The organism is Stenotrophomonas sp. EMP41 (genome assembly GCF_047495535.1).
In the GTDB taxonomy this organism is placed as follows: Bacteria; Pseudomonadota; Gammaproteobacteria; order Xanthomonadales; family Xanthomonadaceae; genus Stenotrophomonas; species Stenotrophomonas sepilia.
The window spans coordinates 2,154,274-2,178,437 of the sequence record NZ_CP179923.1 but is presented as its reverse complement, the minus strand read 5'-3'; the positions used below and the strand labels follow the sequence as shown (position 1 = coordinate 2,178,437).

General features: G+C 66.4%; 20 protein-coding genes. 14 read left to right on the top strand and 6 right to left on the bottom strand.

Features of this window, described 5'->3' with window-relative positions; translation table 11 throughout:
* The first annotated feature begins 268 nt into the window (after nt 1-268).
* On the top strand, nt 269-3,064 hold the full coding sequence (locus tag ACMGRF_RS09970) for a beta-glucosidase family protein (RefSeq protein WP_164282527.1): 2,796 nt from the start codon (nt 269-271) through the stop codon (nt 3,062-3,064).
* 85 nt (nt 3,065-3,149) lie between these two features.
* Here ACMGRF_RS09970 and ACMGRF_RS09965 read toward each other — a convergent pair whose 3' ends face one another.
* Nucleotides 3,150-4,055 (bottom strand): LysR family transcriptional regulator, encoded by a 906-nt coding sequence (locus tag ACMGRF_RS09965; RefSeq protein ID WP_049414558.1) that lies wholly within the window; start codon nt 4,053-4,055, stop codon nt 3,150-3,152.
* Nucleotides 4,056-4,160: 105 nt separating this feature from the next.
* Between ACMGRF_RS09965 and ACMGRF_RS09960 the strand changes: the two genes are divergently transcribed.
* The 3 genes from ACMGRF_RS09960 (at nt 4,161) to ACMGRF_RS09950 (ending at nt 8,038) form a co-directional block, all read left to right on the top strand.
* The gene (locus ACMGRF_RS09960) at nt 4,161-5,501 is read left to right on the top strand and encodes an MFS transporter (RefSeq protein WP_111191491.1); all 1,341 of its coding nucleotides are present in this window, start codon (nt 4,161-4,163) and stop codon (nt 5,499-5,501) included.
* A gap of 17 nt (nt 5,502-5,518) precedes the next feature.
* Entirely contained in the window at nt 5,519-5,905 is a 387-nt protein-coding gene (locus ACMGRF_RS09955) for a DUF4440 domain-containing protein (protein WP_164282532.1), read from the top strand.
* A gap of 222 nt (nt 5,906-6,127) precedes the next feature.
* Nucleotides 6,128-8,038 carry a CocE/NonD family hydrolase gene (locus tag ACMGRF_RS09950; RefSeq protein WP_049438361.1) on the top strand — a complete coding sequence of 637 codons (1,911 nt, stop codon included), beginning with the start codon at nt 6,128-6,130 and terminating at the stop codon, nt 8,036-8,038.
* A gap of 72 nt (nt 8,039-8,110) precedes the next feature.
* Here the strand turns inward: ACMGRF_RS09950 and ACMGRF_RS09945 are convergent, their stop codons facing one another.
* Both ACMGRF_RS09945 and ACMGRF_RS09940 read right to left on the bottom strand, forming a co-directional pair.
* Nucleotides 8,111-8,575, bottom strand: coding sequence for an SMI1/KNR4 family protein (locus tag ACMGRF_RS09945; RefSeq protein WP_134709356.1), 465 nt, complete (start codon nt 8,573-8,575; stop codon nt 8,111-8,113).
* Between the two features lie 251 nt (nt 8,576-8,826).
* Entirely contained in the window at nt 8,827-9,780 is a 954-nt protein-coding gene (locus tag ACMGRF_RS09940) for a helix-turn-helix transcriptional regulator (protein WP_049414561.1), read from the bottom strand.
* A 321-nt stretch (nt 9,781-10,101) separates the two neighbouring features.
* Here ACMGRF_RS09940 and ACMGRF_RS09935 point away from each other — a divergent pair, with 321 nt between their 5' ends.
* Nucleotides 10,102-10,860 carry an SDR family NAD(P)-dependent oxidoreductase gene (locus ACMGRF_RS09935; protein WP_180880212.1) on the top strand — a complete coding sequence of 253 codons (759 nt, stop codon included), beginning with the start codon at nt 10,102-10,104 and terminating at the stop codon, nt 10,858-10,860.
* 129 nt (nt 10,861-10,989) lie between these two features.
* Nucleotides 10,990-11,439, top strand: a complete 450-nt coding sequence (locus ACMGRF_RS09930) for an MgtC/SapB family protein (RefSeq protein WP_049422814.1) — start codon at nt 10,990-10,992, stop codon at nt 11,437-11,439.
* A 70-nt stretch (nt 11,440-11,509) separates the two neighbouring features.
* Here the strand turns inward: ACMGRF_RS09930 and ACMGRF_RS09925 are convergent, their stop codons facing one another.
* Nucleotides 11,510-11,902: a hypothetical protein gene (locus tag ACMGRF_RS09925; protein WP_049438364.1), complete on the bottom strand. Its 393-nt coding sequence runs from the start codon at nt 11,900-11,902 to the stop codon at nt 11,510-11,512.
* 237 nt (nt 11,903-12,139) lie between these two features.
* Here ACMGRF_RS09925 and lldP point away from each other — a divergent pair, with 237 nt between their 5' ends.
* From lldP to ACMGRF_RS09900, 5 genes are all read left to right on the top strand, one after another.
* A complete protein-coding gene (gene lldP / locus ACMGRF_RS09920) occupies nt 12,140-13,798 on the top strand; it encodes an L-lactate permease (RefSeq protein ID WP_414485895.1) in 1,659 nt (552 codons plus the stop codon).
* Between the two features lie 53 nt (nt 13,799-13,851).
* Nucleotides 13,852-14,616 (top strand): transcriptional regulator LldR, encoded by a 765-nt coding sequence (gene lldR, locus ACMGRF_RS09915; protein WP_049414563.1) that lies wholly within the window; start codon nt 13,852-13,854, stop codon nt 14,614-14,616.
* Nucleotides 14,617-14,620: 4 nt separating this feature from the next.
* Nucleotides 14,621-15,760 (top strand): FMN-dependent L-lactate dehydrogenase LldD, encoded by a 1,140-nt coding sequence (lldD, locus tag ACMGRF_RS09910; RefSeq protein ID WP_414485894.1) that lies wholly within the window; start codon nt 14,621-14,623, stop codon nt 15,758-15,760.
* Nucleotides 15,757-17,457: a D-lactate dehydrogenase gene (dld, locus tag ACMGRF_RS09905; protein ID WP_180880200.1), complete on the top strand. Its 1,701-nt coding sequence runs from the start codon at nt 15,757-15,759 to the stop codon at nt 17,455-17,457. The genes lldD and dld overlap by 4 nt, the downstream gene beginning before the upstream one ends.
* A 138-nt stretch (nt 17,458-17,595) precedes the next feature.
* Nucleotides 17,596-18,480, top strand: a complete 885-nt coding sequence (locus tag ACMGRF_RS09900; protein ID WP_049438369.1) for a hypothetical protein — start codon at nt 17,596-17,598, stop codon at nt 18,478-18,480.
* Nucleotides 18,481-18,582: 102 nt separating this feature from the next.
* Here ACMGRF_RS09900 and ACMGRF_RS09895 read toward each other — a convergent pair whose 3' ends face one another.
* A complete protein-coding gene (locus ACMGRF_RS09895; RefSeq protein ID WP_049414567.1) occupies nt 18,583-18,879 on the bottom strand; it encodes a hypothetical protein in 297 nt (98 codons plus the stop codon).
* A gap of 170 nt (nt 18,880-19,049) precedes the next feature.
* On the opposite strand from ACMGRF_RS09895, the gene ACMGRF_RS09890 reads away from it, so the two are divergent.
* On the top strand, nt 19,050-19,709 hold the full coding sequence (locus ACMGRF_RS09890) for a decarboxylase (protein ID WP_134709355.1): 660 nt from the start codon (nt 19,050-19,052) through the stop codon (nt 19,707-19,709).
* A 68-nt stretch (nt 19,710-19,777) separates the two neighbouring features.
* A complete protein-coding gene (locus ACMGRF_RS09885) occupies nt 19,778-20,554 on the top strand; it encodes a CDP-diacylglycerol diphosphatase (RefSeq protein ID WP_180880198.1) in 777 nt (258 codons plus the stop codon).
* Here the strand turns inward: ACMGRF_RS09885 and ACMGRF_RS09880 are convergent.
* Nucleotides 20,551-21,150: a GNAT family N-acetyltransferase gene (locus ACMGRF_RS09880; RefSeq protein WP_414485893.1), complete on the bottom strand. Its 600-nt coding sequence runs from the start codon at nt 21,148-21,150 to the stop codon at nt 20,551-20,553. The two genes, ACMGRF_RS09885 and ACMGRF_RS09880, sit on opposite strands and share 4 nt — an antisense overlap.
* Before the next feature lie 216 nt (nt 21,151-21,366).
* Between ACMGRF_RS09880 and ACMGRF_RS09875 the strand changes: the two genes are divergently transcribed.
* Complete coding sequence (locus ACMGRF_RS09875; protein WP_134709354.1) at nt 21,367-24,093, top strand: TonB-dependent receptor plug domain-containing protein; 2,727 nt, start codon at nt 21,367-21,369, stop codon at nt 24,091-24,093.
* Nucleotides 24,094-24,164 lie beyond the last annotated feature (71 nt).

Sequence of the window (24,164 nt, the reverse complement as noted above, 5' to 3'; positions counted from 1 at the left end):
GGCCTGATAACTGCAGGCAGGGATCGCCCCTGTGACTTAGGTCCTGTTGACAGGCGTGAACGCCCTCGCACAATCTTCACAGGATTGGGTCGCCCTGCGCGGCCCGGGCAGGCAGGTTGTCACGCCGGGAGGAGGGTCCCGCGCGCAGACCGGCCCGTCCTTCGGCCTGCGGGGTGTTGCCTGGCAACCCCTGCGCGGCATGAACGCTGCACCCTTCGGCGGCACTTTCCCTGGACCGATTGCCTTGGCAACGGAATTACGCCCGTCGATGAAAACGTTTACAAAGCCGCTTGCACTGTCCCTGGCCCTGTCTGCCGCACTGGCCGCTCCGGCGTGGGCCGACCCTGCCGCGTTCACCGTGCTGACCCTGGAACAGGCCCCGACCGCCGAGGCGATGCCGGCCCTGGCCGCCCAGCTGAAGACCCTGCAGGTGGACGCGGTGAGCGTGCGCCAGGTGCAGCGCGGTATTGGCCAGGTCGATCCGCTGCAGGTGCTGGCCGATGGACTGGGTTACGAATACCGCTTCGTTGCTGCGGGCAAGGACGATGGCCAGACCCAGCGCGGCCAGGCCGTGCTGACCCGGCTGCCGATTGCTGCCGAATCCGGCCCCGACCAGCCGGGCCTGAACTACCTGCGCCTGGACGATGGCCGCCACACCGTGGCGGTCTATACCGATGCCGGCGCAGGTGCCGCGCAGCTGCCGGCGCTGGTCACCCGTTCCCGGCTGGGTGCACCGGCGGTGCTGCTCGGCGCGGTGGCCGGTGAATCGGCCAAGGCCGCAGGCTTCGATCCGGCGCGTGTGGCGCTGGAAGCCGATGCCAGCTATTTCAGCGACGGTTTCCAAGCCGCCAGCAGCGCACCATTCAAGGTGGAGGGCAGCAGCCTGCGCGCCACCCTGCTGACACTGGCCTATGCCGCCGACAAGCACGGCGAAAAGCCATGGATGGACACCGCCCTCAACGCTGATGCGCGCGCCGCGCTGCTGCTGAAGGCGATGACCGAGGATGAGAAGTTCCAGATGCTGCACAGCTACTTCGGGCTGGGCAAGGACGGTGGCCCACTGCCGGAAGGTGCGGTCGGTTCGGCCGGTTTCGTGCCGGGCGTGCCGCGCCTGGGCATTCCGTCGCAGCAGTCGGCCGATGCCGGTGTCGGCGTGACCAATCCGGGCGGCATCCGTCCGGGCGATTTCGCCACGGCAATGCCCTCAGGCCCGTCCACCGCCTCCAGCTGGAACCGCGAAGTCGCCTTCGCAGGTGGCGCGACCATGGGCCGCGAGGCGTGGCAGCAGCGCTTCAACATCCTGCTGTCGGGCAGCGTCAACCTGCAGCGCGACCCGCGCAACGGCCGCAACTTCGAATATGCCGGTGAGGACCCGCTGCTGGCCGGATCGATGGTCGGCGCGCTGATCCAGGGCGTGCAGAGCCAGCACGTGATCTCCTCGATGAAGCACTTCGCGCTGAACGACATGGAGACCCGGCGCAACTTCCACGACGTGCGCATCGGCGAACAGGCCATGCACGAGTCGGACCTGCTGGCCTTCGAGATCGCGCTCGAAGCCGGCCGCCCGGGTGTAGCGATGTGCTCGTACAACAAGATCAACGGCACCTACGGTTGCGAGAACGGCTACCTGATGAACCAGGTGCTGAAGCAGGAATGGAAATTCCCCGGTTTCGTGATGTCCGACTGGGGCGGCGTGCACAGCGGCTCGAAGGCGGCGCTGGCCGGCCTGGACCAGCAGTCGGCCGGTGAAGTGTTCGATGCGGCGGTGTTCTTCGACGAACCGCTGCGCCTGGCCGTGCATGGCGGCGTGGTGCCGCAGGCGCGCCTGAATGACATGGTCACGCGCATCCTGCGCACGATGTTCCTGCACGGCAACTTCGACAACCCGCCGCAGCACCAGAAGGTGGATGCCGAGGCCGGCTTCGCCGTGGCCCAGCGCACGGTGGAAGAGGGCAGCGTGCTGCTGCGCAATGAAGGCAACCTGTTGCCGCTGGCCGACAGCGTGAAGCGCATCGTCATCATCGGTGGCCACGCCGACAAGGGCGTGATCGGTGGCGGTGGTTCGTCGATGGTGGGCGTGACCGCCAAGGGCACCAACGCGGTGCCGGGCGTGCTGCCGACCACCTGGCCGGGCCCGGTGATCTTCCACCCGTCCTCGCCGCTGGAATCGCTGCGTGCGGCGCGTCCGGACGCGACCATCGAGTACGTGGACGGCACCAACGCCGCCGCAGCGGCCAGGGCCGCCGCACAGGCCGACGTGGCCATCGTGTTCGCCACCCAGTGGGCGGCCGAATCGGTGGACCTGCCGGACATGCAGCTGCCGGACAATCAGGACGCACTGATCTCGGCGGTGGCCAAGGCCAACCCGAAGACGGTGCTGGTGCTGGAAACCAATGGCCCGGTGCGCACCCCTTGGCTGGCGCAGGTGCCAGCGATGCTGCAGGCCTGGTACCCGGGCATCCGCGGCGGCGAAGGCATCGCCGCGCTGCTGACCGGTCAGGTCAATCCGTCCGGCCGCCTGCCGGTGACCTGGGTGACGGACGAATCGCAGCTGCCGCGCCCGCATATCGACGGTCTCGGCTTCAAGCCGGCCAAGCCGTTCGGTGATGTGTTCGATTTCGATATCGAAGGTGCCAACGTCGGCTACAAGTGGATGGCGGCCAGGGGCCTGACCCCGACCTTCGCCTTCGGCCATGGCCTGTCCTACACCTCGTTCGCCTATGAGAACCTGAAGGTGAGCGTGGAAGGCTCGCGCCTGGTCGCCAGCGTCGACATCCGCAATACCGGCAAGCGGGCCGGCGCCGATGTGGCCCAGCTGTACCTGAAGCTGCCGGCCGGCAGCACCACGCCGATCCGCCTGATCGGCTACGACAAGGTGAACCTGCAACCGGGCGAACAGCGCCGCATCCGCATCGAAGCCGAGCCGAAGACCCTGGCCCACTACGATGCGCAGGCCCGCCAGTGGAAGATCCACGGCGGCACCTACCAGGTGCAGCTGTCGCGCAATGCGGCCGAGCCGCTGCAGAGCGTGGACGTGCAGCTGGTGGAGCAGGTGCTGCGCTGATGCCTGACGACACGGCCCGCACAGGGCCGTGTCCGTTCGTGGCGTCCTGTAGAGCCGAGCCCACGCTCGGCTGATGAACTCGGCTCTACAAAGGTGCGGTGCCGAACCACCCACGCAGGAAATCGATCAGCTGCCGCACCTTCGGTGAAGGCTGCGAACTGTGCGGATAGACCGCGTACACGCTCTGCTGCGGGAAACGGTGTTGGCGCAGTACTGGCCGCAGCCGGTCCTGGGCCAGGTCGTCCTCGATCAGCCAACGTGGAAGCACGGTGACCCCGGCGCCGGCCACGGCGAAAGCGCGCAGGCTGCTGGCACCATCTACGCGCACCACGGCATTGCCCGGATTAGTGGCGAAAAGCGCGTCGCTGCCATCGGGGGCAACCACCGGCACGTCGGCCAGGCGTGGGTAGCCCAGGCGGGGCAGGGTGCCCAGCTGCACGGGGTCATCGGCCGCATCGGCAGAGGGCAGGCGTGCCAGCAGGGACGGAGCCGCCACCGCGCACAGTGGATGGCGTTCCAGCTCGCTGGCATGCAGCCCTGAATCCGGCAGGCGGCCGAGGCGGATCGCCAGGTCGAAGCGTTCGGGAATCAGGTCGGCCGGTGCCGGTGAGGTCGACAGGTGCAGCTGCAGGGCCGGGTGCCGCGCACGGAACGCCTCCAACGCAGGAATCAAGCGTAGCTGGGCGTACTCCGGCGTGGTGGTCAGGCGCAGCACGCCCTGCAGCTGATGCTGGTCGCGGCGCGCGGCATCGATCGCTGCCTGTGCGGCATCCAGTGCCTGCACGCAGTGTTGCAGGAACTGTTCCCCGGCCTCGGTCAGGGCCAGGTGGCGGGTGCTGCGCAGCAGCAGGGTCACGCCCAGCTCCTGCTCCAGCCGCTTCAGGTTGAAGCTGACCACCGCGCGGCTGAGGCCGAGGCGATCGGCCGCAGCGGTCAGGCTGCCGGCCTCGACCACGGCGCGGAAGATATCGAAGCGATCGAGGCTGACCATGGCAATTCATTGTCAAAGTGGATTTGACAGTGTTGCAGTTGCTGTCGTGTTTTTCCAACAAGGCCCGCACGGCATGCTGGCCGCTTCCCTGCTGGAGCGCCGCCGATGCCGTCCCCCCGCCTGCGCCATGAGGCGATCTTCCTGCTGGTATTCGCTCTGGATCTGGTCAACATGTTCGTCGCCACGGTGGCCTATCCGGCATTGGCAGCGGAGCTGCACGCCGACATCAGCACCCTGGCCTGGGTGGGCACCGCCTACATGCTGGGCCTGAGCGTGGTGATTCCGCTGGCGCCGTGGCTGGCCGCGCGCTGGGGTGAGCGTCGCCTGCTGCTGGTGGCGTTGCTGCTGTTCGCGGTTGCCGCTGCGCTGGCCGGCGCAGCACCGGGTATTGGCTGGCTGCTGAGCTGGCGCCTGCTGCAGGGCCTGGCCGGTGGCCTGCTGATTCCGGTGGCACAGGCGGCGGCCTACCGACAGTGCACGCCCGGGCAGCGTGGTGCGCTGACCCGGCGCATCCTGCTGGTTGCGCTGCTGGTACCAGCACTGGCGCCCGCGCTCGGTGGGCTGCTGGTGCAGTGGTTGTCCTGGCGCGGTGTGCTCTGGGCCAGCCTGCCGCTGGCCGTGGTGGCGATTGGACTGGTGCTGGCGTGGATGCCGGCCGATGGCGCGCGCAGTGCGCCGCGCCTGCAGGCCTATGCGCTGTCCACCGCGATGCTGGCGCTGGGCGCGCTGCTGCTGGCGCTGACCTGGCTGGGCGAATCGGGACATCGCGGTGCAGGTGCCGTGTTGCTGCTGGCCGCGCTGTTGCTGGCGGCGACGCACCTGCGGCATGCACGTCGGCAGGCGCAGCCACTGCTGCGCTGGTCGTTGCTGTCCCATCGCGGGCTGCGGCTGGCGATGCTGGTGTATCTCGCCGTACCCGGTGTGTTCATTGGCAGCCAACTGGTCAGTACCCTGCAATTGCACCACGCCGGTTACAGCGCGGCACGCATCGGCGCGCTGATGCTGCCCTGGGCGCTGGCTGCGGCCATCGCGATCATGGCCAGCAAGCGCCTGCTGGCTCGCTTCGGTCCGGCCGCGGTACTGCGCGTCGGCATGCTCCTGCAGGCCAGTGGCCTGTTGTTGATGGCGCTGCTGCCACAGCCGGCCTTCGTGCTGGCCGGATTGTTGTTCGCGCTGACGGGCGCCGGCGGCAGCCTGTGCAGCAGCACCGCGCAGACGCTGGCCTTCCAGGGTGTGGAAGGTGAGGCGTTGGGCGATGCCAGTGCACTCTGGAACCTCAACCGCCAGCTCAGCTTCTGCCTCGGCACCGCCGCCATCGCACTGCTGCTGGCATTGGCCATGCAATGGCTGCCGGCCAACGCCACCCGCGTGGCGTTGGGGCTGGCCGCCCTGCTGACCCTGCTGCCGATGGCATTGCTGCGCAGGTCGCAGAGGATCACCTTTTAGCAACCGGAGAACACCTGATGGACACCACCGCAGAACATGAAATCCACTGCCTGCATGACAAGCTGCAGGCCTGGTTCCGGGCCGAGGTTGATGCGGATGCGCTGGATGATCTGATGACGCATTTCTGCACGGACTTCAGCATGGTCGGCATCGCCGGACGCCGATTGGATCGGCAGTCCGTGCAGGCGTTGTTCGCCGGTGGTCACGGGGCGCGCCCCGGGCTGCGGATTTCCATCGACGCCGTGCAGGCGGTGGATGCGCCGATGCCGCTGGCGGTGCTGCGCTATCGCGAAGGGCATTCGATCGATGACGGCCAGCCCGCGTGGCGCGAATCGCTGGCGGTGCTGAGGCAGGAAGAGGGTCGCTGGCGCTGGCTGGCGCTGCATGAGGTGGTGGTGGCCTGACCGGGTAGTGCCGGCCGCTGGCCGGCAACTTCATGATCCTGGGGCGCGTTACGCGGTTGCCGGCCAGCGGCCGGCACTACCGTTCGCCGGCGAGCGCAGCGGCACCGCAGGCACATGTGCCATCAGTCCTGCCTGCATCCACCGAAGAATGCAAAGCCTGCACACACTTCACGGTGCCAGGCAGGAGTAGGCTTGAGGCTTTCCTGCCGGGAGGGGTTGTCCATGCGTGTGCGTGCCGTCGCTGTAGCCATTGCCCTTTGCCTGTCCAGCACCGTGCTGGCCGCCGATACCCCGCCGATGACCCCGGATATCAGCGGCAAGCCGTTCGTTGCCCCGGATGTCGGTCGCGACTACGACAAGCGCGTGGTGATGGTGCCGATGCGTGATGGCACCAAGCTGTACACGGTGATCGTGGTGCCCAAGGGCGCCCACAATGCGCCGATTCTGCTGACCCGGACCCCCTATGATGCTGCCGGTCGCGCCAGCCGCAGTGATTCACCGCGCATGCGCGACCTGTTGCCGCAGGGTGACGAGGTGTTTGTCGACGGCGGCTACATCCGCGTGTTCCAGGATATCCGCGGCAAGTATGGCTCCGAGGGCGATTACGTGATGACCCGGCCGCTGCGCGGGCCATTGAACAACACCAAAGTCGACCATTCCACCGACGCCTGGGACACCATCGACTGGCTGGTGAAGAACGTGCCGGAGAGCAATGGCAAGGTCGGCATGCTCGGTTCGTCGTACGAGGGTTTCACCGTGGTGATGGCGCTGACCGACCCGCACCCGGCACTGAAGGTGGCCGCGCCGCAGAGCCCGATGGTTGATGGCTGGATGGGCGACGACTGGCTCAACTACGGTGCGTTCCGCCAGGTCAACTTCAACTATTTCGCCATGCAGACCGAGAAGCGCGGCAAGGGTACGCCGCTGCCCAGCCTCGGCTACGACGACTACAGCACCTTCCTGCGCATCGGCTCGGCAGGCGACTACGCGCGTTTCACCGGCGTGGACCAGTTGACCTGGTGGAAGAAGCTGGTCGAGCATCCGGCCTATGACGGCTTCTGGCAGGGCCAGGCGCTGGACGCGGTGATGGCAAAGACACCGCTGAAGGTGCCGACCATGTGGCTGCAGGGCCTGTGGGACCAGGAGGACATGTGGGGTGCCAACCACGCCTACCAGGCGATGGAAGGACGCGATAGCGGCAACAACCGCAATTACCTGGTGATGGGCCCGTGGCGACACAGCCAGGTGAACTACAGCGGCAGCGAATTGGGTGCGCTGAAGTTCGACGGCGATACCGCGCTGCAGTTCCGCCGCGACGTGCTCAAGCCCTTCTTCGACCAGTACCTGGTGGATGGCGCGCCGAAGGCCGATACGCCACCGGTGCTGATCTACAACACCGGCGAAAACCACTGGGACCGCTTGAAGGGTTGGCCGCGCAGCTGCGACAAGGGTTGTGCCGCCAGCAGCAAGCCGCTGTACCTGCGCGCCGGCGGCAAGCTGGCGTTCCAGGCACCGGCAGCGGGCGAGGGTGATTTCGAGGAATACGTGTCCGACCCGGCCAAGCCGGTGCCCTTCGTGCCGCGCCCGGTCCGCTTCGGCGACCGCGACATGTGGACCACCTGGCTGGTCAAGGACCAGCGCTTCGTCGATGGGCGCCCGGACGTGCTGACCTTCATCACCGAACCGCTGACCGCGCCGCTGCGCATCGGCGGCACGCCGGTGGTTCACCTGCAGGCCTCGACCAGTGGCACCGACAGCGACTGGGTGGTGAAGCTGATCGACGTGTATCCGGACCAGGAAGCGTCCACGCCGGAGATGGGTGGCTACGAGCTGCCGGTGTCGCTGGCGATCTTCCGTGGCCGCTACCGCGAGAGCTTCAGCGATCCGAAGCCGCTGGCCGCCAACCAGGTGCTGCCGTATCGCTTCGATCTGCCCAACGCCAACCATACGTTCCAGAAGGGCCACCGGGTGATGGTGCAGGTGCAGTCCAGCCTGTTCCCGCTGTACGACCGCAATCCGCAGACCTACGTGCCGAACATCTACCTGGCCAAGCCAGGCGATTACCAGAAGGCCACGCAGCGCGTGTGGCACAGCGCTGCGCAGGCCAGCTACATCGATCTGCCGGTGTATTGAGGCGGAGAGGATGACGCCGGGCATAGCCCGGCAGCACGTGGTAGTGCCGGCCGCTGGCCGGCATTTCCATGTTCAAGGATAAAGGTTGTCGCTAGTCAGCAGGCCGCTGTCGAACTTACGAAAGAGTTCGGCAATAGATTCGGCGATGGGCTTGCCCTGGCTGATATCGAGATCGGCCAGATCGAATGAGACGATCTGGCCGGGTCTGAGCAAACGGAGATCGAGCGCAATGAGCGTCGATCCACCGTCCGTTCCAATGCCCATCAGGGAGTCGCCAAGATAACGACGGATCTGGTAGCTGCCGTTAAGCTGAATGATGCTGGCGATGGACCACAGGTCGACATAAGCATGAGGGAACACGCAGCGCCCACCGTTTGACCAACGCAGGAGCTGTATGAAGCCCTCTGGAATCGCTGCCTCGCTCCAATGTGCCTGTAAGCTGCGTAGATCGTCCGCATGCGCGCCTGTCTCGGGTAGCCACGGACTTTGGATGCATCGGATGAAGTAAGGCGTGCTTGGCTGATCTCGGTTGTCCACGAGAAGTGCCTGTAGTCAGCCTTACTACGATGCCGCGGCCCATCTTTCGCCGCAATGGGCATCTGCGACATGCGCAAAGATGTGCCGGGAATATGATCGCTTTCAGCGCGTGTCGACCAAGGTCGACACCTACCAGGGCTGAGCCATGGCAGGTGGATCCAGGCGGGTGTGGTAGTGCCGGCCGCTGGCCGGCATCCGCGATGGTGCAGGAGCCTGTCGACCAAGGTCGACACCTACCAGGGCCCGGGCCTTCAGCCCACCTTCGACGGGCCCGTGCGCCAGCGGCTGGGGACCAGGCCGAAGCGCTTGCGGAACGCGGCGGCGAAGTTGCTGGGGTGGCGGTAGCCGCTGGCGGCGGCAGCCTGCTCGACGGTCCATCCGTTCTCGCGCAGGCCCTGTTCGGCATGGCGCATGCGCTGCTCATGCAGGTAGTCGAACACCGAGCTTCCGTATTGCTGGGCAAAATGGCGACGCAAGGAGCTCGGACTCATACAGGCCAGCTGGGCCAGTTCGATCAGGCTGTGGGCATGGCTGGGGTCGTCATGCAGGTAACTGCGCACCCGTTCCAGTCGCTCGCGCTGGCCGGCGCGCAGCGTGCGTACATGCTCGGTCTGCATATCCTGGGCCTGCAGGCCGACGGCCAACACCTGCAGGGCCACGCCTTCGCGCCACAGCGCATCGATGTCGTCCTGCCATGGGCTGTCGAACAGTTGGGCGAGCGTCGGCAGCATCGCGTGCGGAATGGCCCAGTGGCGGCACTGCAGAGGGGACTGAAGGATCCGTTGCAGTGCCGGCAGGCGCAGCATGTCCACGTCCAGATCGGCCGGTACGCTCAAGCTGACCCCGCGCAGGTGGCTGCCACCAGGATGCAGACCGGCCATGGAAACAGGTTCATGGTGACTGGTGGTCATGCCTGTGCCGGCGCGCAGGGTGAAGCCCTTGCGACGAGGAAACTGGACATCCACTTCGCCCTGCAGCATCAGGCGGATGGTCAGGCCGGCATCGTGCACAGCGGTTGCCGTATAGGTAAAGCGGTTGTGCACGTCCGAGGCTATCAGGCCCAGGCCACCGCGCAGTGACTGTTCGTGGACGTCGCCACGCCCTGCCCATTGGTCGTCGCGCAGTTCACTCCCTTCGATCCGGTAGTCGTAGCCATGGCGTTCGCCGAACTGGCGGTAATCAGCAAAAGTGAAATATCGGGACATCGCTCTGCGCAAACACAGGTTGAATTGAAGGTGTCGAAGAATCTGGAAGCGTTTCCCATTGTCGCCGCGATTCGCGTGCTTTTGACTTCAATAAGGTCAAAGCGATTGGCGATTACGGCCAAAGTGAAAATGTCGACGAACATACGCCGGCGTTTTGCACGCATGTCCGTACGTAATTCCATACATAAACTGCAGTTGAGGTTTCATGGCTGGAACGATCTGAAGATGCGATGTCAGCCCGGCCATCACGGGCGCGCGCGTAGGGTGGGTCGGTTGGCTGTTGCAGGCCACTTCGATACCCCCCACCGATGGAGAATGGAGATGATTGATTACCAGTTGACCGGCAAGACCGCGATCGTGACCGGAGGCGTGTCGGGCATCGGCCTGGCCGTGGCCCAGACGCTGGCCGCATCCGGTGCCCGTATTTCGGTCTGGGACCTCAAGCAGGATGCAGTGGATGCCACCGTGGCGCAGTTGCGCAGCACCGGCACACAGGCCATCGGCATCGCGCTGGACGTCACCGACGACACGGCGGTGCAGGCAGCGGTGCAGCGCACGATCAAGGAACTCGACGGCCTGCACGTGGCGGTCAACAACGCCGGCATCAGCGGGCCGGCCGCCGCCAGCGGTGACTATCCTCTCGATGGCTGGCAGCGCGTGATCGATGTCAACCTCACCAGCGTGTTCCTGTGCCAGCGTGCGCAGATCCAGGCCATGCGCGCGGCCGGCACGGGCGGCAGCATCATCAACATGGCCTCGATCCTGGGCCAGGTGGGCTATGCCGGCTCCACCGCGTATGTGGCGGCCAAGCACGGCGTGGTCGGGCTGACCCAGACCGCAGCGTGGGAACATGCGGCTGACGGCATCCGTGTCAACGCCGTGGGGCCGGGCTTCATCAGCACGCCACTGCTGGAGAGGATGGACCCGAAGGTGCGCGCCACGCTGGAAGGGCGGCACGCGTTGAAGCGGCTGGGTACGCCGGAGGAAGTGGCCGCGTTGGTAGCCTGGCTGGCCAGCGACGATGCCTCGTTCGCGACCGGCACGTACTACGCCATCGACGGTGGCTACCTCGCGCAGTGATGCGCTGAACGCGGGTTACGGCGTCGCCGCGCATCGCCCGGCGCTACCGGGTGAACGCACTGTGGGGTGGCCTTCACCTCTGTGCCACGCATTCCACGCGACGCTCAGGGAAATTCCCGGAGCCTGCCCATGGAACTTACCCAGGATGTCTCGATCCTGCTGCGCGTAGCCGCAGCGATGCTGTTCGGCGGTGTGCTCGGTGTCGAGCGGGAAATGGGCAAGCACGCCGCCGGCCTGCGAACGCACATGTTGATCGCCGGGGCCGCCGCGTTGATCGTCGGTCTCGGCGACTCGGTGGCCGAACATTTCCAGCAGGAGCGTTACCGCGACCTGTTGCAGGTCGATCCGGTACGCCTGATTGAAGCGGTGGTGGCCTGCGTCGGCTTCGTGGCCGCCGGCACCATCCTGCGCGGCTCACGCGAGGACCAGGTCAGCGGCCTGACCACGGCCAGTTCGCTGATCATGGCAGCGGCCATCGGCATCGCGGTGGGGATCAGCAAGTACGTGATCGCGATCGGGGTCAGCGTGCTGTGCGTGCTGGTGCTGGCGGTGATGCGGCGGTTGGAGAAGAAGATCTGAGGCGTTGAGGGGATGGGATCATAGTCTCTACGGGTGATCTGACCGTGATTGCAAGGCGGAGTTGAAGCAGTCAGGTCTTCTGCGGAGCGTTGCGCTGCAGGATGGCCAGTGCTCTGGCCAACATCTGGTCAGGAACACCCGTCGTAGCGCCGTACAGATCTGCGATTCCCACTTCAACGCACGAACAGATCAGGTCGTTCAACTCCTCGTGCTTGTCCGTGGCGATCTGCCCCAACAGAGATGGCGGCAATGGATCACCTCGACCCGCGATCTGGAGCTCTGAGCCTGCCTGATCCCAGCTTGGCAATGCCATGGCTTCGCCCGCATCCGGATATGCGCGCAGATGGGCGATGAGTGCATCCAATCCTGCGTGATCAAGCCGGTTCGCCTCAGCGTAGTTGGCAAGGCAGTCAGCTGCCTGCCGCTGCATGGACTGCAGGTCGCGGGTGGGGGCGGGTGTCATTCGTGTACCAGAGGTGGGGCAGGATCCAGTGTGGTGGATACGCGCCACTGTCTCAACTGGCTTAATGGTCGTACCAATAATTCATTCTAACCCTATGGTCTAATAGGATCTTCGCGCAATCGTCGGTTCAATCTGCGTCCAGTGGCTTCGCAATTCATTATCGGTATGACCAATAATGATGGGGCCAACGACCACCCACCCCTGCGGTGGTGAACCCGCCCCCAGTCGAGAGTCTTCATGCAGCCCTGGCAACACCTGTACGACCCCGCCGGCAACCTGTGGTTGTCCAGCCTGATCGCGCTGCTGCCGATCGCGTTCTTCTTCGTTGCCCTGGCCGTGCTGCGCATGAAGGGCTGGCTGGCCGGCACGATCACCGTGGCCATCGCGCTCGGCGTGGCCCTGCTGTTCTACCGCATGCCGTTGCCCCAGGCGCTGGGTGCGGCCGGCTTCGGCTTCGTCTACGGCCTGTGGCCGATCGCGTGGATCATCATCGGCGCGGTGTTCCTCTACAAGGTCTCGGTCAAGACCGGACAGTTCGACATCATCCGCGCCTCGATCCTGTCGGTGACCGAAGACCAGCGCCTGCAGATGCTGATGGTCGGTTTCGCGTTTGGTGCCTTTCTGGAAGGCGCGGCCGGCTTCGGTGCGCCGGTGGCGATCACCGCAGCGTTGCTGGTCGGGCTGGGCTTCAAGCTGCTGTATGCCGCCGGCCTGTGCCTGATCGTCAACACCGCGCCGGTAGCGTTCGGCGCGATGGGCATTCCGATCATCGTGGCCGGGCAGGTCACCGGCCTGGATGCATTCGAGATCGGCCAGATGGCCGGTCGCCAGCTGCCGTTCCTGACCGTGATCGTGCTGTTCTGGATCATGGCGATCATGGATGGTTGGCGCGGCATCAAGGAGACCTGGCCGGCGGTGCTCGTTGCGGGTGGTTCGTTCGCCATCGCGCAGTACCTGACCTCCAACTTCATCGGCCCGGAGCTGCCTGACATCACCGCCTCGCTGGCGTCACTGGTGTGCCTGACCCTGTTCCTGCGCCGCTGGAAGCCGGTACGGATCTTCCGTTTCGACACCGAAACCAGCGCCGAGGCGGCCGCACAGGCGCTGGAGGCACCGCGCCACAGCGTCGGCCAGATCGCCAGGGCATGGTCGCCGTTCCTGATCCTCACCGCGATGGTCACGCTGTGGAGCATCAAGCCGTTCAAATCGCTGTTCGCGGCGGATGGCCCGCTGGAAGGCTGGGTGCTGAAGATCCCGGTGCCAGGCCTGGACCAGCTGGTGCAGAAGATGCCACCGATCGTGGATGCGCCGCTGAGCTATGACGCCGTCTACAAGTTCGACTGGTTCTCGGCCACCGGTACCTCGATCCTCCTTGCGGCGGTGATCGCCATCATCGCGCTGCGCATGCCGGCCCGTTCGGCGCTGCAGACCTTCGGCGAGACCGTGCGTGAGCTGCGCATGCCGATCTACTCGATTGGCATGGTGCTGGCGTTCGCCTTCATCGCCAACTACTCGGGACTGTCTGCCACGCTGGCCCTGGCGCTGGCGCATACCGGCGACGCGTTCCCGTTCTTCTCACCGTTCCTGGGCTGGCTGGGCGTGTTCCTGACCGGCTCGGACACCTCGTCCAATGCGTTGTTCTCGGCGTTGCAGGCGACCACAGCACAGCAGATCGGCGTGTCCGACGTGCTGCTGGTGGCGGCCAACACCACCGGTGGTGTCACCGGCAAGATGATCTCGCCGCAGTCGATCGCCATTGCCTGCGCGGCGGTCGGCCTGGCCGGCAAGGAGTCGGATCTGTTCCGCTTCACGGTCAAGCACAGCCTGATCTTCACCACGATGGTCGGCCTGATCACCCTGGCCCAGGCTTACTGGCTGACCTGGATGATTCCCTGAGCCATGCGCGGCTGGCCGACCACCCGCTGCGCGCTTCGGGCCACAATGGCGCCATGAGCACGCAACGTATTTCGGACAAGGTGGCCGCGCAGCTGCGCGGCCTGGTGCAGGAACAACGGCTGCAGCCGGGTGACCGGCTGCCCGCAGAGCGCACCCTGGCGGTGCAGCTGGGGGTCTCGCGCACGGCCTTGCGCGAGGCCATCGCGCAGCTGGCCAGCCAGGGCCTGCTGACCGCACGCGTCGGTGGCGGCACCTACGTGGCCGAGCCTGCGGCACGCGCGCGGCAGGCGCTGGATGAACCGCTGGCGCCGTACCTGCCGCTGTTCCAGGGCGACCCGGAATACCGCTTCGACGTGCTGGAGATCCGCCACGCGCTGGAAGGTGCCACCGCCTGGCATGCGGCGCTGCGTGCCACTGACGAGGACCGCACGCGCATCGCGCAGGCCTTCCAGACCATGATGGACGCGCACGGCAAGGACGACCCCACCGGCGAAGCCGAGGCCGACGCGGCCTTCCACCTGTCCATCGCCGAGGCCTCGCACAACCTGGTCCTTCTGCAGGTGATGCGCGGCTTGTTCGAACTGCTTCAGACCAACATCTCGCAGAGCCGCGAAAAGCTCTACACCTCGGCGAGGACCTTCTCGCCGTTGTCCGACCAGCACCGCGAGATGATGGACGCGGTGCTGGACGGCGATCCCGAACGCGCGCGCGCCGCCGCGCATGCCCACCTCGAGTTCGTGCACACCACGCTGCGCACTCTCGATGACAACGAAGCCCGGCGCGCGCGGGCCTCGCGCCTGCCTTCCCCCCACGGTTGACCCCATGATCATCTCCGCCTCCACCGATTACCGTGCTGCTGCCGAACGCCGGCTGCCGCCGTTCCTGTTCCACTACATCGATGGCGGCGCGTATGCCGAGCACACGCTGAAGCGCAACGTTTCCGACCTGTCCGACATCGCGCTGCGCCAGCGCATCCTGCGCAACATGTCCGACCTGAGCCTGGAAACCGAGCTGTTCGGTGAGAAACTGGCGATGCCGGTGGCGCTGGCGCCGGTCGGCCTGACCGGCATGTATGCGCGGCGCGGTGAAGTACAGGCGGCGCGCGCGGCCGACGGCCGTGGCATTCCATTCACCCTGTCCACGGTGTCGGTGTGCCCGATCGAGGAAGTGGCACCGGCCATCCAGCGGCCGATGTGGTTCCAGCTGTACGTGCTGCGCGACCGCGGCTTCATGCGCAACGCGCTGGAGCGGGCGCAGGCCGCAGGCGTGACCACGCTGGTATTCACCGTGGACATGCCGGTGCCGGGCGCGCGCTACCGCGATGCACACTCGGGCATGAGCGGCCCGAATGCCTCGCTGCGCCGTATCGGCCAGGCCATCACCCATCCGTACTGGGCGTGGGACGTGGGCCTGTTCGGCCGCCCGCATGACCTGGGCAACATCTCCACCTACCGCGGCAACCCCACCGGGCTGGAGGATTACATCGGTTGGCTGGGCAGCAACTTCGATCCCTCCATTTCGTGGAAGGACCTGGAGTGGATCCGCGAGTTCTGGAAGGGCCCGATGGTGATCAAGGGCATCCTCGACCCGGATGACGCGCGTGATGCGGTGAAGTTCGGTGCCGATGGCATCGTGGTCTCCAATCACGGTGGCCGCCAGCTGGACGGCGTGCTGTCCACCGCACGTGCGTTGCCGGCCATCGCCGATGCGGTGCAGGGCGACCTGAAGATCCTCGCCGATTCCGGCATCCGCACCGGCCTGGACGTGGTGCGCATGCTGGCACTGGGGGCCGATGCCGTGCTGCTGGGCCGCGCCTTCATCTATGCGCTGGCCGCGCAGGGCGAGGTCGGCGTGGCCAACCTGCTGGACCTGATCGCCAAGGAAATGCGCGTGGCGATGACCCTGACCGGTGCGCGCCGCATCGCCGACATCGGCCGCGATTCGCTGGTCAGCCTGCCATGAGCGGCTACGACGCCGTGCTGGCACAGTTGCGCGATGCGGTCGGCAATCGCCATGTACTGACCGGCGACAAGGCCACGCGGCGCTTCCGTCGCGGCTACCGCTTCGGCGATGGCCCAGTGCTGGCGGTGGTGCGCCCGGGTACGCTGCTGGAACTGTGGCGCGTGCTGCAGGCGGCGGTGCAGGGTGGGGCGGCGATCATCCTGCAGGCGGCCAATACCGGCCTGACCGGCGGCTCGACCCCGGATGGCGATGACTATGGCCGGCCGATCGTGCTGGTCAGCACGCTGCGCCTGACCGGCATCCAGTTGTTGAACGAAGGCCGCCAGGTGCTGTGCCTGCCCGGCGCCACGCTGGACCGCCTGGAGCAGACGCTGGCTCCGCTGGGTCGCGAACCGCATTCGGTGATCGGCTCGTCCTGCATCGGTGCCTCGGTGCTGGGCGGCATCTGCAACAACTCCGGTGGCGCGCTGGTGCGACGTGGCCCGGCCTACACCGAGCTGGCGTTGTATGCGCAGGTCGATGCGCAGGGCCAGTTGCAGCTGGTCAACCATCTGGGCATCGCGCTGGGTGATACGCCCGAGCAGATCCTGCAGCGCCTGCAGGCCGGTGACTACACGGCCGCCGACGTGGGCGATGGCGACGGCCGTGCGGCTTCCGATCCGCGCTACGCCGACGAAGTGCGCAAGGTCGACGCCGATACCCCGGCGCGTTTCAATGCGGATCCCAGCCGCCACTTCGAGGCGGCCGGGTCCGCGGGCAAGCTGGCGGTGTTCGCGGTGCGCCTGGACACCTTCGAGAAGGAGGCTGCCGAGGTCTTCTATATCGGCAGCAACCGCGCCGACAGCCTCACCGCGATCCGTCGCCAGCTGCTGACCGGCTTCGAGCGCCTGCCGATTGCCGGTGAGTACATCCACCGCGATGCCTATGACATCGGCGAGCGCTACGGCAAGGACAGCTTCCTGCTGATCGATCGACTCGGTACCTCCCGTGTGCCCGCGGCGTTCGCGCTGAAGAGCCGCATCGATGGCTGGTTCGAACGGCTGGGCCTGCGCGGGGTGACCGACCGGGTGATGCAGGTGCTGACCGGCCTGCTGCCCTCGCACCTGCCCAAGCGCATGGGCGAGTTCCGGCAACGCTATGAGCATCACCTGTTGCTGAAGGTTTCCGCGCAGGACGCGGCGGCGACCGAAACCTGGCTGCGCGGGTTCTTCGCCGGGCACGAAGGCGGCTATTTCCACTGCACGGCCGAGGAGGGGCGCAAGGCGTTCCTGCATCGCTTCGCGGTGGCCGGTGCGGCAGTCCGCTATCGCGAAGTGCATCGTGAGCAGGTGCAGGACATCGTCGCGCTGGATATCGCATTGCGCCGCGACGATGCGGATTGGTTCGAGCAGTTGCCACCCGATATCGACGCCCGCCTGCTGCACAAGCTGTATTACGGGCACTTCCTGTGCCACGTGTTCCACCAGGACTACATCGCGCGCAAGGGTGAAGACCCGATGGCGATCGAGCATTCGATGTGGGCATTGCTGGACCAGCGTGGTGCCGAGTATCCGGCCGAGCACAATGTCGGCCACCTGTACCCGGCCAAGCCGGCGCTGGCGGATTTCTACCGGCAGCTGGACCCGAGCAATACGTTCAATCCCGGTATCGGCCAGACGTCAAAGGCCAAGGGCTGGGGGAACTGCGACTGCGGATGATGCAGAGCCGGGCCGGCGCTCGCCTGATGTCGGATGGCAAGCAGTCGAGCAGGGTTTGGCGCTACAAAAGCCAAGTCGAGCAGTTCGACGTCGCCCGGGCAGCGGTTACCATCGGAACCCCAGCCACAGGAGCCACCCATGCATTCCATTTCCGTCCGCGCCGCCCTGTGCGCTGCACTGCTGGCGACCCCGCTGCTGGTGCTAGCCCAGTCTTCTATCCTGCCGCAGCAGCGCGACGCGGCCGGCAACGTGATGGAGCCGCTGGGACAGGTGCTGATCGCGAATGAGACCGGACCTTCGGGGCTTTATGACTGCACGCGGGACGGCACCTGGTGCGTGCGCGTGCAGCCGGTTGCCGAGGAGGGTGACCGGCCGAGCGTGCTGGAAGTGCTTGAGAAGGTGCAGGGCCAGGGCAAGCCACACACCTACCACGTCAGCATCGACGTGCCGCAGGAAGCCGACCTGTCACTGTGGCCGTGGATCGTGCGGCTGGCGCCGGGCGTGGGCAGCGATGAAGCGGTGACCGACCCGCAGCAGCGCGCCCACCAGAATGTGCTGGTGGGCGGCATCGTCAAGTTCAGCACCATGTACTCCGGTGGAGGTGCCGACGCGTCCACGCTGCAGTTGGCACGCGTGCGCCACCTGCAGGACGACATCCAGGTGGACGACGACGTGCTGACCGTGCCATGGCTGGGCAATGCGATGATCCGTGCCTGTTTCAGCGAGCAGGACAGCAAGCAGCGTGCAGGCGCCTGCCACGACGAGTACGGCTTCTCGGCGAAGCTGGCGCTGGACACGGCTGCCCAGGGCATGCCGGTGCTGCGCTACCAGACGGTGGCGACCCGGTTCCCGGCCGGCGTTTCACGTTTCGAGGATTCACTGGCCAAGGGGCCGCTGAAGAAGAAGGATCTGCGCACCGAGCAGGACCCGGCGTGCAGCTACACGCGGCTGTTCCGCTTCAGTGATGGGGTGTTCCGCCCCGACCAGGCGCTGCCGGACTGCGCCGGCTATACCGAGCCCTGAGCTGTAGCGTCGAGCCATGCTCGACTCGCGTTTTCTGTAGAGCCGAGCCTGCGCTCGGCTGTCACGGAAGCGCAGCCGAGCGTGGGCTCGGCTCTACAGCGCCTACTCGCAGCGCGTGGAAGTGATGATGTTGTCCTTGTCCACGAACACGCGCAGACGGTCCTGGCGGATGTCCTTGGTGGTGATGGTGCTGGGGCCGATCGGGTTGACCAGGCCGGCGCCGCTCTCGCTGGACAGGCGGCGGATGTTGGGTTCGTTGGCCGGCTGGCCGATCGCCCAGCCCAGCTGGCTGGCATCGCAGTGGCCGGTACCCTTGACCTGCGGGCCAGGAGTGCTGACGCAGGCCGACAGCAGCAGGGCCGACGCAGGCAGTAACAGGGACAGACGGAAGGCGGACATGCGAGCGCTCCTGCGCGGGGAAGATGGGCGGAACGATAGCACCCGTCGCGCGAAAGGCGTCAGCACCCCGGTCATTGCCGGCACAGCGTGGCCATTGCATAGTGGCAGGGGTGGCTGGCAGCACGCCAGCGGGCAGGCCGGGCCATTCCGGTGCAGATGTTGGATACGCTATGACGGCAGGCAGTTTGCGCGACAAGCGCAGGGCGAGAAGGATACTGGCAGTGTCGGTGCTGGGCGTGGCGTTTGCCGCCTCTGCCACCGAGCCGGCGCCGGACGCCGCTGCGGAAGCGCCGGTGTTCGGTGCCTGGCGCAACCTGCAGACCGAGGCAGGCTACGCGCCTGCCCAGCGCAACCTGGCGTTCGCGATGCTGCCGCAGGCCGCCACCCGCGGCGATCGATTCGCCATTGTCGATCGTGAGGGCAAGCGCGCGGTGTGCTGCCTGCAGGTGGCCAGCCCGTCGCTGGGCGTGGCCGCACTGCGCGAGCAATACCACCTGCCACAGGCCTGGGTGACCGACCTCAGCAATGGCCGCAGCCCGGCACGCCCCTACCTGCCGCATGTCTATGCGATGCAGCGCGTGGATGAACTGGCCGACTATGGTTTCACCGATGTGCCGGGGGCCTACAGCGACCTGGGTGGGCTGCTGATTCCCGAAGGTGCCGCGCTGGAGGCCGATGGCAGTGCCGTGCGCCTGGGGGATGACCGCTATTCCCTGCATTTCCAGCGCCAGCCGCACGCCGAAGATGATGGCGCACTGGACCGCTACACCTTGCAGGCGGGCGAGGGCGTGGCCCCGATCGTGGTTGAAGTGCCGTTCGGCACCTACTGATTGCAGCACCGCGCTGGCTAGAATGCAGCGCGGCGCCGCCTGCCGTGCCTGTTCCGTGAGTCGCCGCCGTGTCCCTGCGCCCGTTGCTGCTGTCGCTCCTGCTGCTGTTGTCCGCCTGTGCGAGCGCGCCTCCGCCGCCCGCCCATTCCGATGCACTGTGGCGCCTGATCGAGCGTGACTGCCAGGCAGCTGACGGCCCGCGCGGCAGCTGCCTGCGGGTGGAGACGGCGGCCGGCCGCCGTGACGTGCTGGTCAAGGATGCACACGGTGACTACCAGTTCCTGCTGATGCCGCTGGACAAGGTAAGTGGCATCGAGAGCCGCGGTCTTTACCAGCGTGGGGCGCCCAACTATTTCGCGGCCGCCTGGCAGGCGCGCGCGCGCACCGAACAGGCCCTGGGACAGCCATTGCCGCGCAACGTGGCCAGCCTGGCGCTGAACTCACCGCACGGGCGGTCGCAGCACCAGTTGCATATCCATGTCGATTGCCTGCGCACGGACGTGTTGCAGGCCCTGGATGCACACGCCGGCACCCTGGGGCCACACTGGTCACCGTTGCCGGTGCTTCTGCGCGGGCATCAGTACCAGGCCTATCTGTTGCCCGGTACAGAAATGACCGCCAATCCGCTCAACCTGCTGGCCTATGGCCTGAGCGGCGTGGACGATGTGGGCCAGTGGAGCCTGGTGGTGGCCGGACGCGATGACGTGCAGGGCGGCCCCGGCTTCATCCTGCTGGCCACCCGCGTGGATGCCGCCAGCGGCAACGATGCCAGCGGCGAAGAACTGCAGGACCATGCCTGCACGGTGCTGACCGGCGCGGGTGCGGCACTGGAGCGGGTGCGCTAGCCGATCCGCTGCAGATTGCTGCGCCACGCCGGCGCGGTAAGCGCCAGCAGCTGGCGGTCATGCCATCCCTCGGCGTCCAGGTGGTAGTCGCGCAGGATGCCTTCGCGCATGAAGCCGTGGGCCTGCAGTGCCTGGGCGAAAGGGGTGGTGCAACCCGGTGGCAGTAGGACGAAGATGCGATGCAGGCCGACATTGTCGAACAGGAACGGGCACAGCGCGCGCAGTGTGGCCTGTGGATGCGCGTTGCGGTGCTGCAGCGACTGCAGTTCTGCGCAGCGCGAATGCAGCGACTGCAGGCGGACATGCAGCTGGTCGTGCAGGATGCCCTGCGCGTCGTCGAACACCCCCAGTACCAGCAGATCGTTGTCTTCCTGTAGGCGTGAACGATGGACGCTGGCGAGGAAGCGGGCCTCTTCATCAATGCCGTAGGACGGCCGTTGGCCGCGCTGGCGACGGTCGTCGAAGGTGCGCCAGCGCGGCAGATCGGTGCGCTGGAACGAACGCAGGGTGATGGGCGTTGCCTGTAGGTGCAGCAGGTGGCGGCGAAGGACGGGGCGCAGCGGGGCGAGGTGGGTGTAGGTGGCGCGGTTGGTCATCCATGCACGATGCGTATCGGAAAAGCGCCAGACCATGCAATTCATTGCAAAAGTGTGGCGGTGCCGTGGGTCCTTCTGATTCGGTTCAGGCATAAGCCCATCAGGGCTGGTCATTTCCGTTGAAACCACCCATTCAGGACACTTTCGTTACGGGATCGTTATGTGCCGCACAGGCCACGGCTCCCCCGTACCACCGCCCACTCCCCCAGGAAGCCCATGTCCGCCTCCCACAAGGCGTTGCGCCCGCGTCCGCTGGTGCTCGCGCTGTCGTCCCTGATGCTGGTCTCGCTGCCGGCCTTCGCGCAGGAAAGCGCACCCACCACATTGCAGGAAGTGAAGGTCACCGGTTCGCGCATTCCGCGTGCCAGCGTCGAAGGGCCGTCGCCGGTAACGGTGATCAGCCGCGAGCAGATTGACGCGCAGGGCTACCGCAATGCCTTCGACGCGCTCAGTGCGTTGACCGAGAACACCGGCAACGTGCAGGGCGAGGACTTCGGCAATACCTTCACCCCGGCCGCCAACACCATCAACCTGCGCGGACTGGGTCCGAACCGCACGCTGGTGCTGGTCAACGGCCGCCGCCAGGCCGACTACCCGCTGGCCTACGAGGGCTCGGTGAACGTGGTCAACCTGGCCAACATCCCCAGTGCGCTGATCGAGCGCATCGAAGTGCTGGCTGCCGGTGCGTCGGCGGTGTACGGGTCCGACGCCATTGCCGGTGTGGTCAACATCATCCTCAAGGACCGTTTTGAAGGCGTGGACGTCAACGTGCGCGCCGGCGGCACCCAGCAGGGCGGGGGTGACAACCAGCGCGCGCAGGTGGTGGGCGGCAGTTCCGGCGAGCGTTGGGATGCGCTGTTCGGCTTCGAGTTCGATGTGCGCAAGGCGATCCACGCGCGTCAACGCGACTTCATGGATTCGCTGGACGATGATCCGGCCGGCAAGGCGCCGCAGGCAACGGCGATCGCCTACCGTCGCAACGCCGCCACCGGCCGCAACATCGATCCGGGCGTGAGCGGCTGCGACGCAGCGTCGGACATTTATGGCGGCAGCGTGTTCCGTGCCAGCAATCCGCGCCTGGGCTGGTACTGCGGCAGCAACGAGGCCGCGGCCAGCTACTGGACGGTGCAGACCGAGAAGCGCAACCTCAACGGCTATGGCCTGGCGACCTTCCACCTCAACGAGACCACCGACCTGTTCGCCGATGTCGCCGTGGGCAGCGCGCGCATCTACAACAACACGCGCGCGCCGACCTGGACGTCGTCACGCAACTACTTCTACAACCAGAACAGCGGGAACCTGGAGAGCTGGTACCGCCGCTTCGCGCCGGAAGAAATCGGTGGCCTGCCGCGCAATGCCAACCGGTTCCTGGAAAACTCGTGGTCGTTCAACGTGGGCGCACGCGGCCAGATCGGCGACAGCGGCTGGGACTACGAGGCGGTCTACAGCCGTTCGCGCTACGAGAACCGCACCCGTCGCCCGGTGCTGCTGGCCGGCATCAACGAGTACCTGCTGGGCCCGAAGCTGGGCGTGCGCAATGGCGTGGAGGTCTATGCGCCGGACCCGGTGCGCCTGTTCAAGCCTTTGACTCCGAACGAGTACGAGGGCCTGTCCGGCTACCAGGAAAGCCGCAACGCGGCGTGGCTGCAGACCTTCAGCGCCAGTGTCAATGGCCGCCTGTTCGCACTGCCGGGCGGCGATGCTGCGCTGGCGGCAGTGGTCGAGGCCGGCAGCCAGGGCTACCGCAACCGCCCGGACCCGCGACTGGGCACCGGCGAGTTCTGGAACACCAGCGCCGGTATCGGTGCCGGCGGTGATCGTGATCGCTATGCGGCCGGCGTTGAACTGCAGTTGCCGCTGCTGCAATCGCTGACCACCACGCTGGCCGGCCGCTACGACCAGTACCGCGCAGGCGGCGAGCACATCGGCAAGGCGACCTGGAGCTTCGGCGTCGAGTTCCGCCCGATCGAGAGCCTGTTGATCCGCGGCTCTGCCGCGACCAGCTTCCGTGCGCCGGACATGAACTACGTGTTCGCCACCGAGACCCGCGGCTACAACCCGGGCATGACCGACTACTGGCGCTGCCGCACCGCAGGCCAGTCGTACGACAACTGCGACTACAACGGCCTGTCGATCGACTACAGCAACCGTGCCAACGCACAGCTGCAGCCGGAAACCGCCAAGTCCTATGGTTTCGGCGTGGTCTGGTCGCCGCTGTCCGGGCTGGACTTCAGTGCTGACTACTACGACATCCGCATCGACAACGAGGTCACCAGCCTCGACACCAGCCGCATCCTGCGTGATGAAGCCGATTGCCGCCTGGGCCGCACGCTGGGTGGCGAAGCGCGCGATATCGGTTCACCGCTGTGCCAGGACGCGCTGTCGCGGGTGATCCGCAACCCGTCAAATGCCACGGTGCAGCCGGACCAGGTAACCCGCGTGCTGATCAACCCGATCAACGCGGCCTCCGAATCGGTGCGCGGCCTGGACCTGAAGGGCAACTGGCGTTTCGATGCCGGCCGCTATGGCCGCTTCACCACGCGCCTGGCCTACACCGTGGTGCTGGAGCACACGTACCGGCAGTTCGCCGATGATCCGGAGCGTGACATCCGCAATTCGCTGGATGATTACCAGTGGCGCAGCAAGGCCAATGGCAGCATCACCTGGAACCAGGGAGACTGGACCACCACGCTGTACGGCAATCGTTTCGGTTCACTGCCGAAGACCGATGGCAGTGGCCGCATCGCGCCGTACATGACCTACAACGCCAGCGTGTTCCGCCAGTTCGGCGGGAACCTGTCGGTGGGCGTGATCGTCAACAACCTGCGTGACAGCCGCCCGCCGGCGGACAGGAACGGTGGCGGCTGGCCGTTCTACCCGGTCGGCAACTACGACCCGTATGGCCGCCAATACTGGGTACAGCTGGACTATCGGTTCCGCTGATCCGGCAGGCAGACAGAAGGCCTGGCAATGCCGGGCCTTCTGCTGTCGAAACACCGCGGTGATGGCGCGCG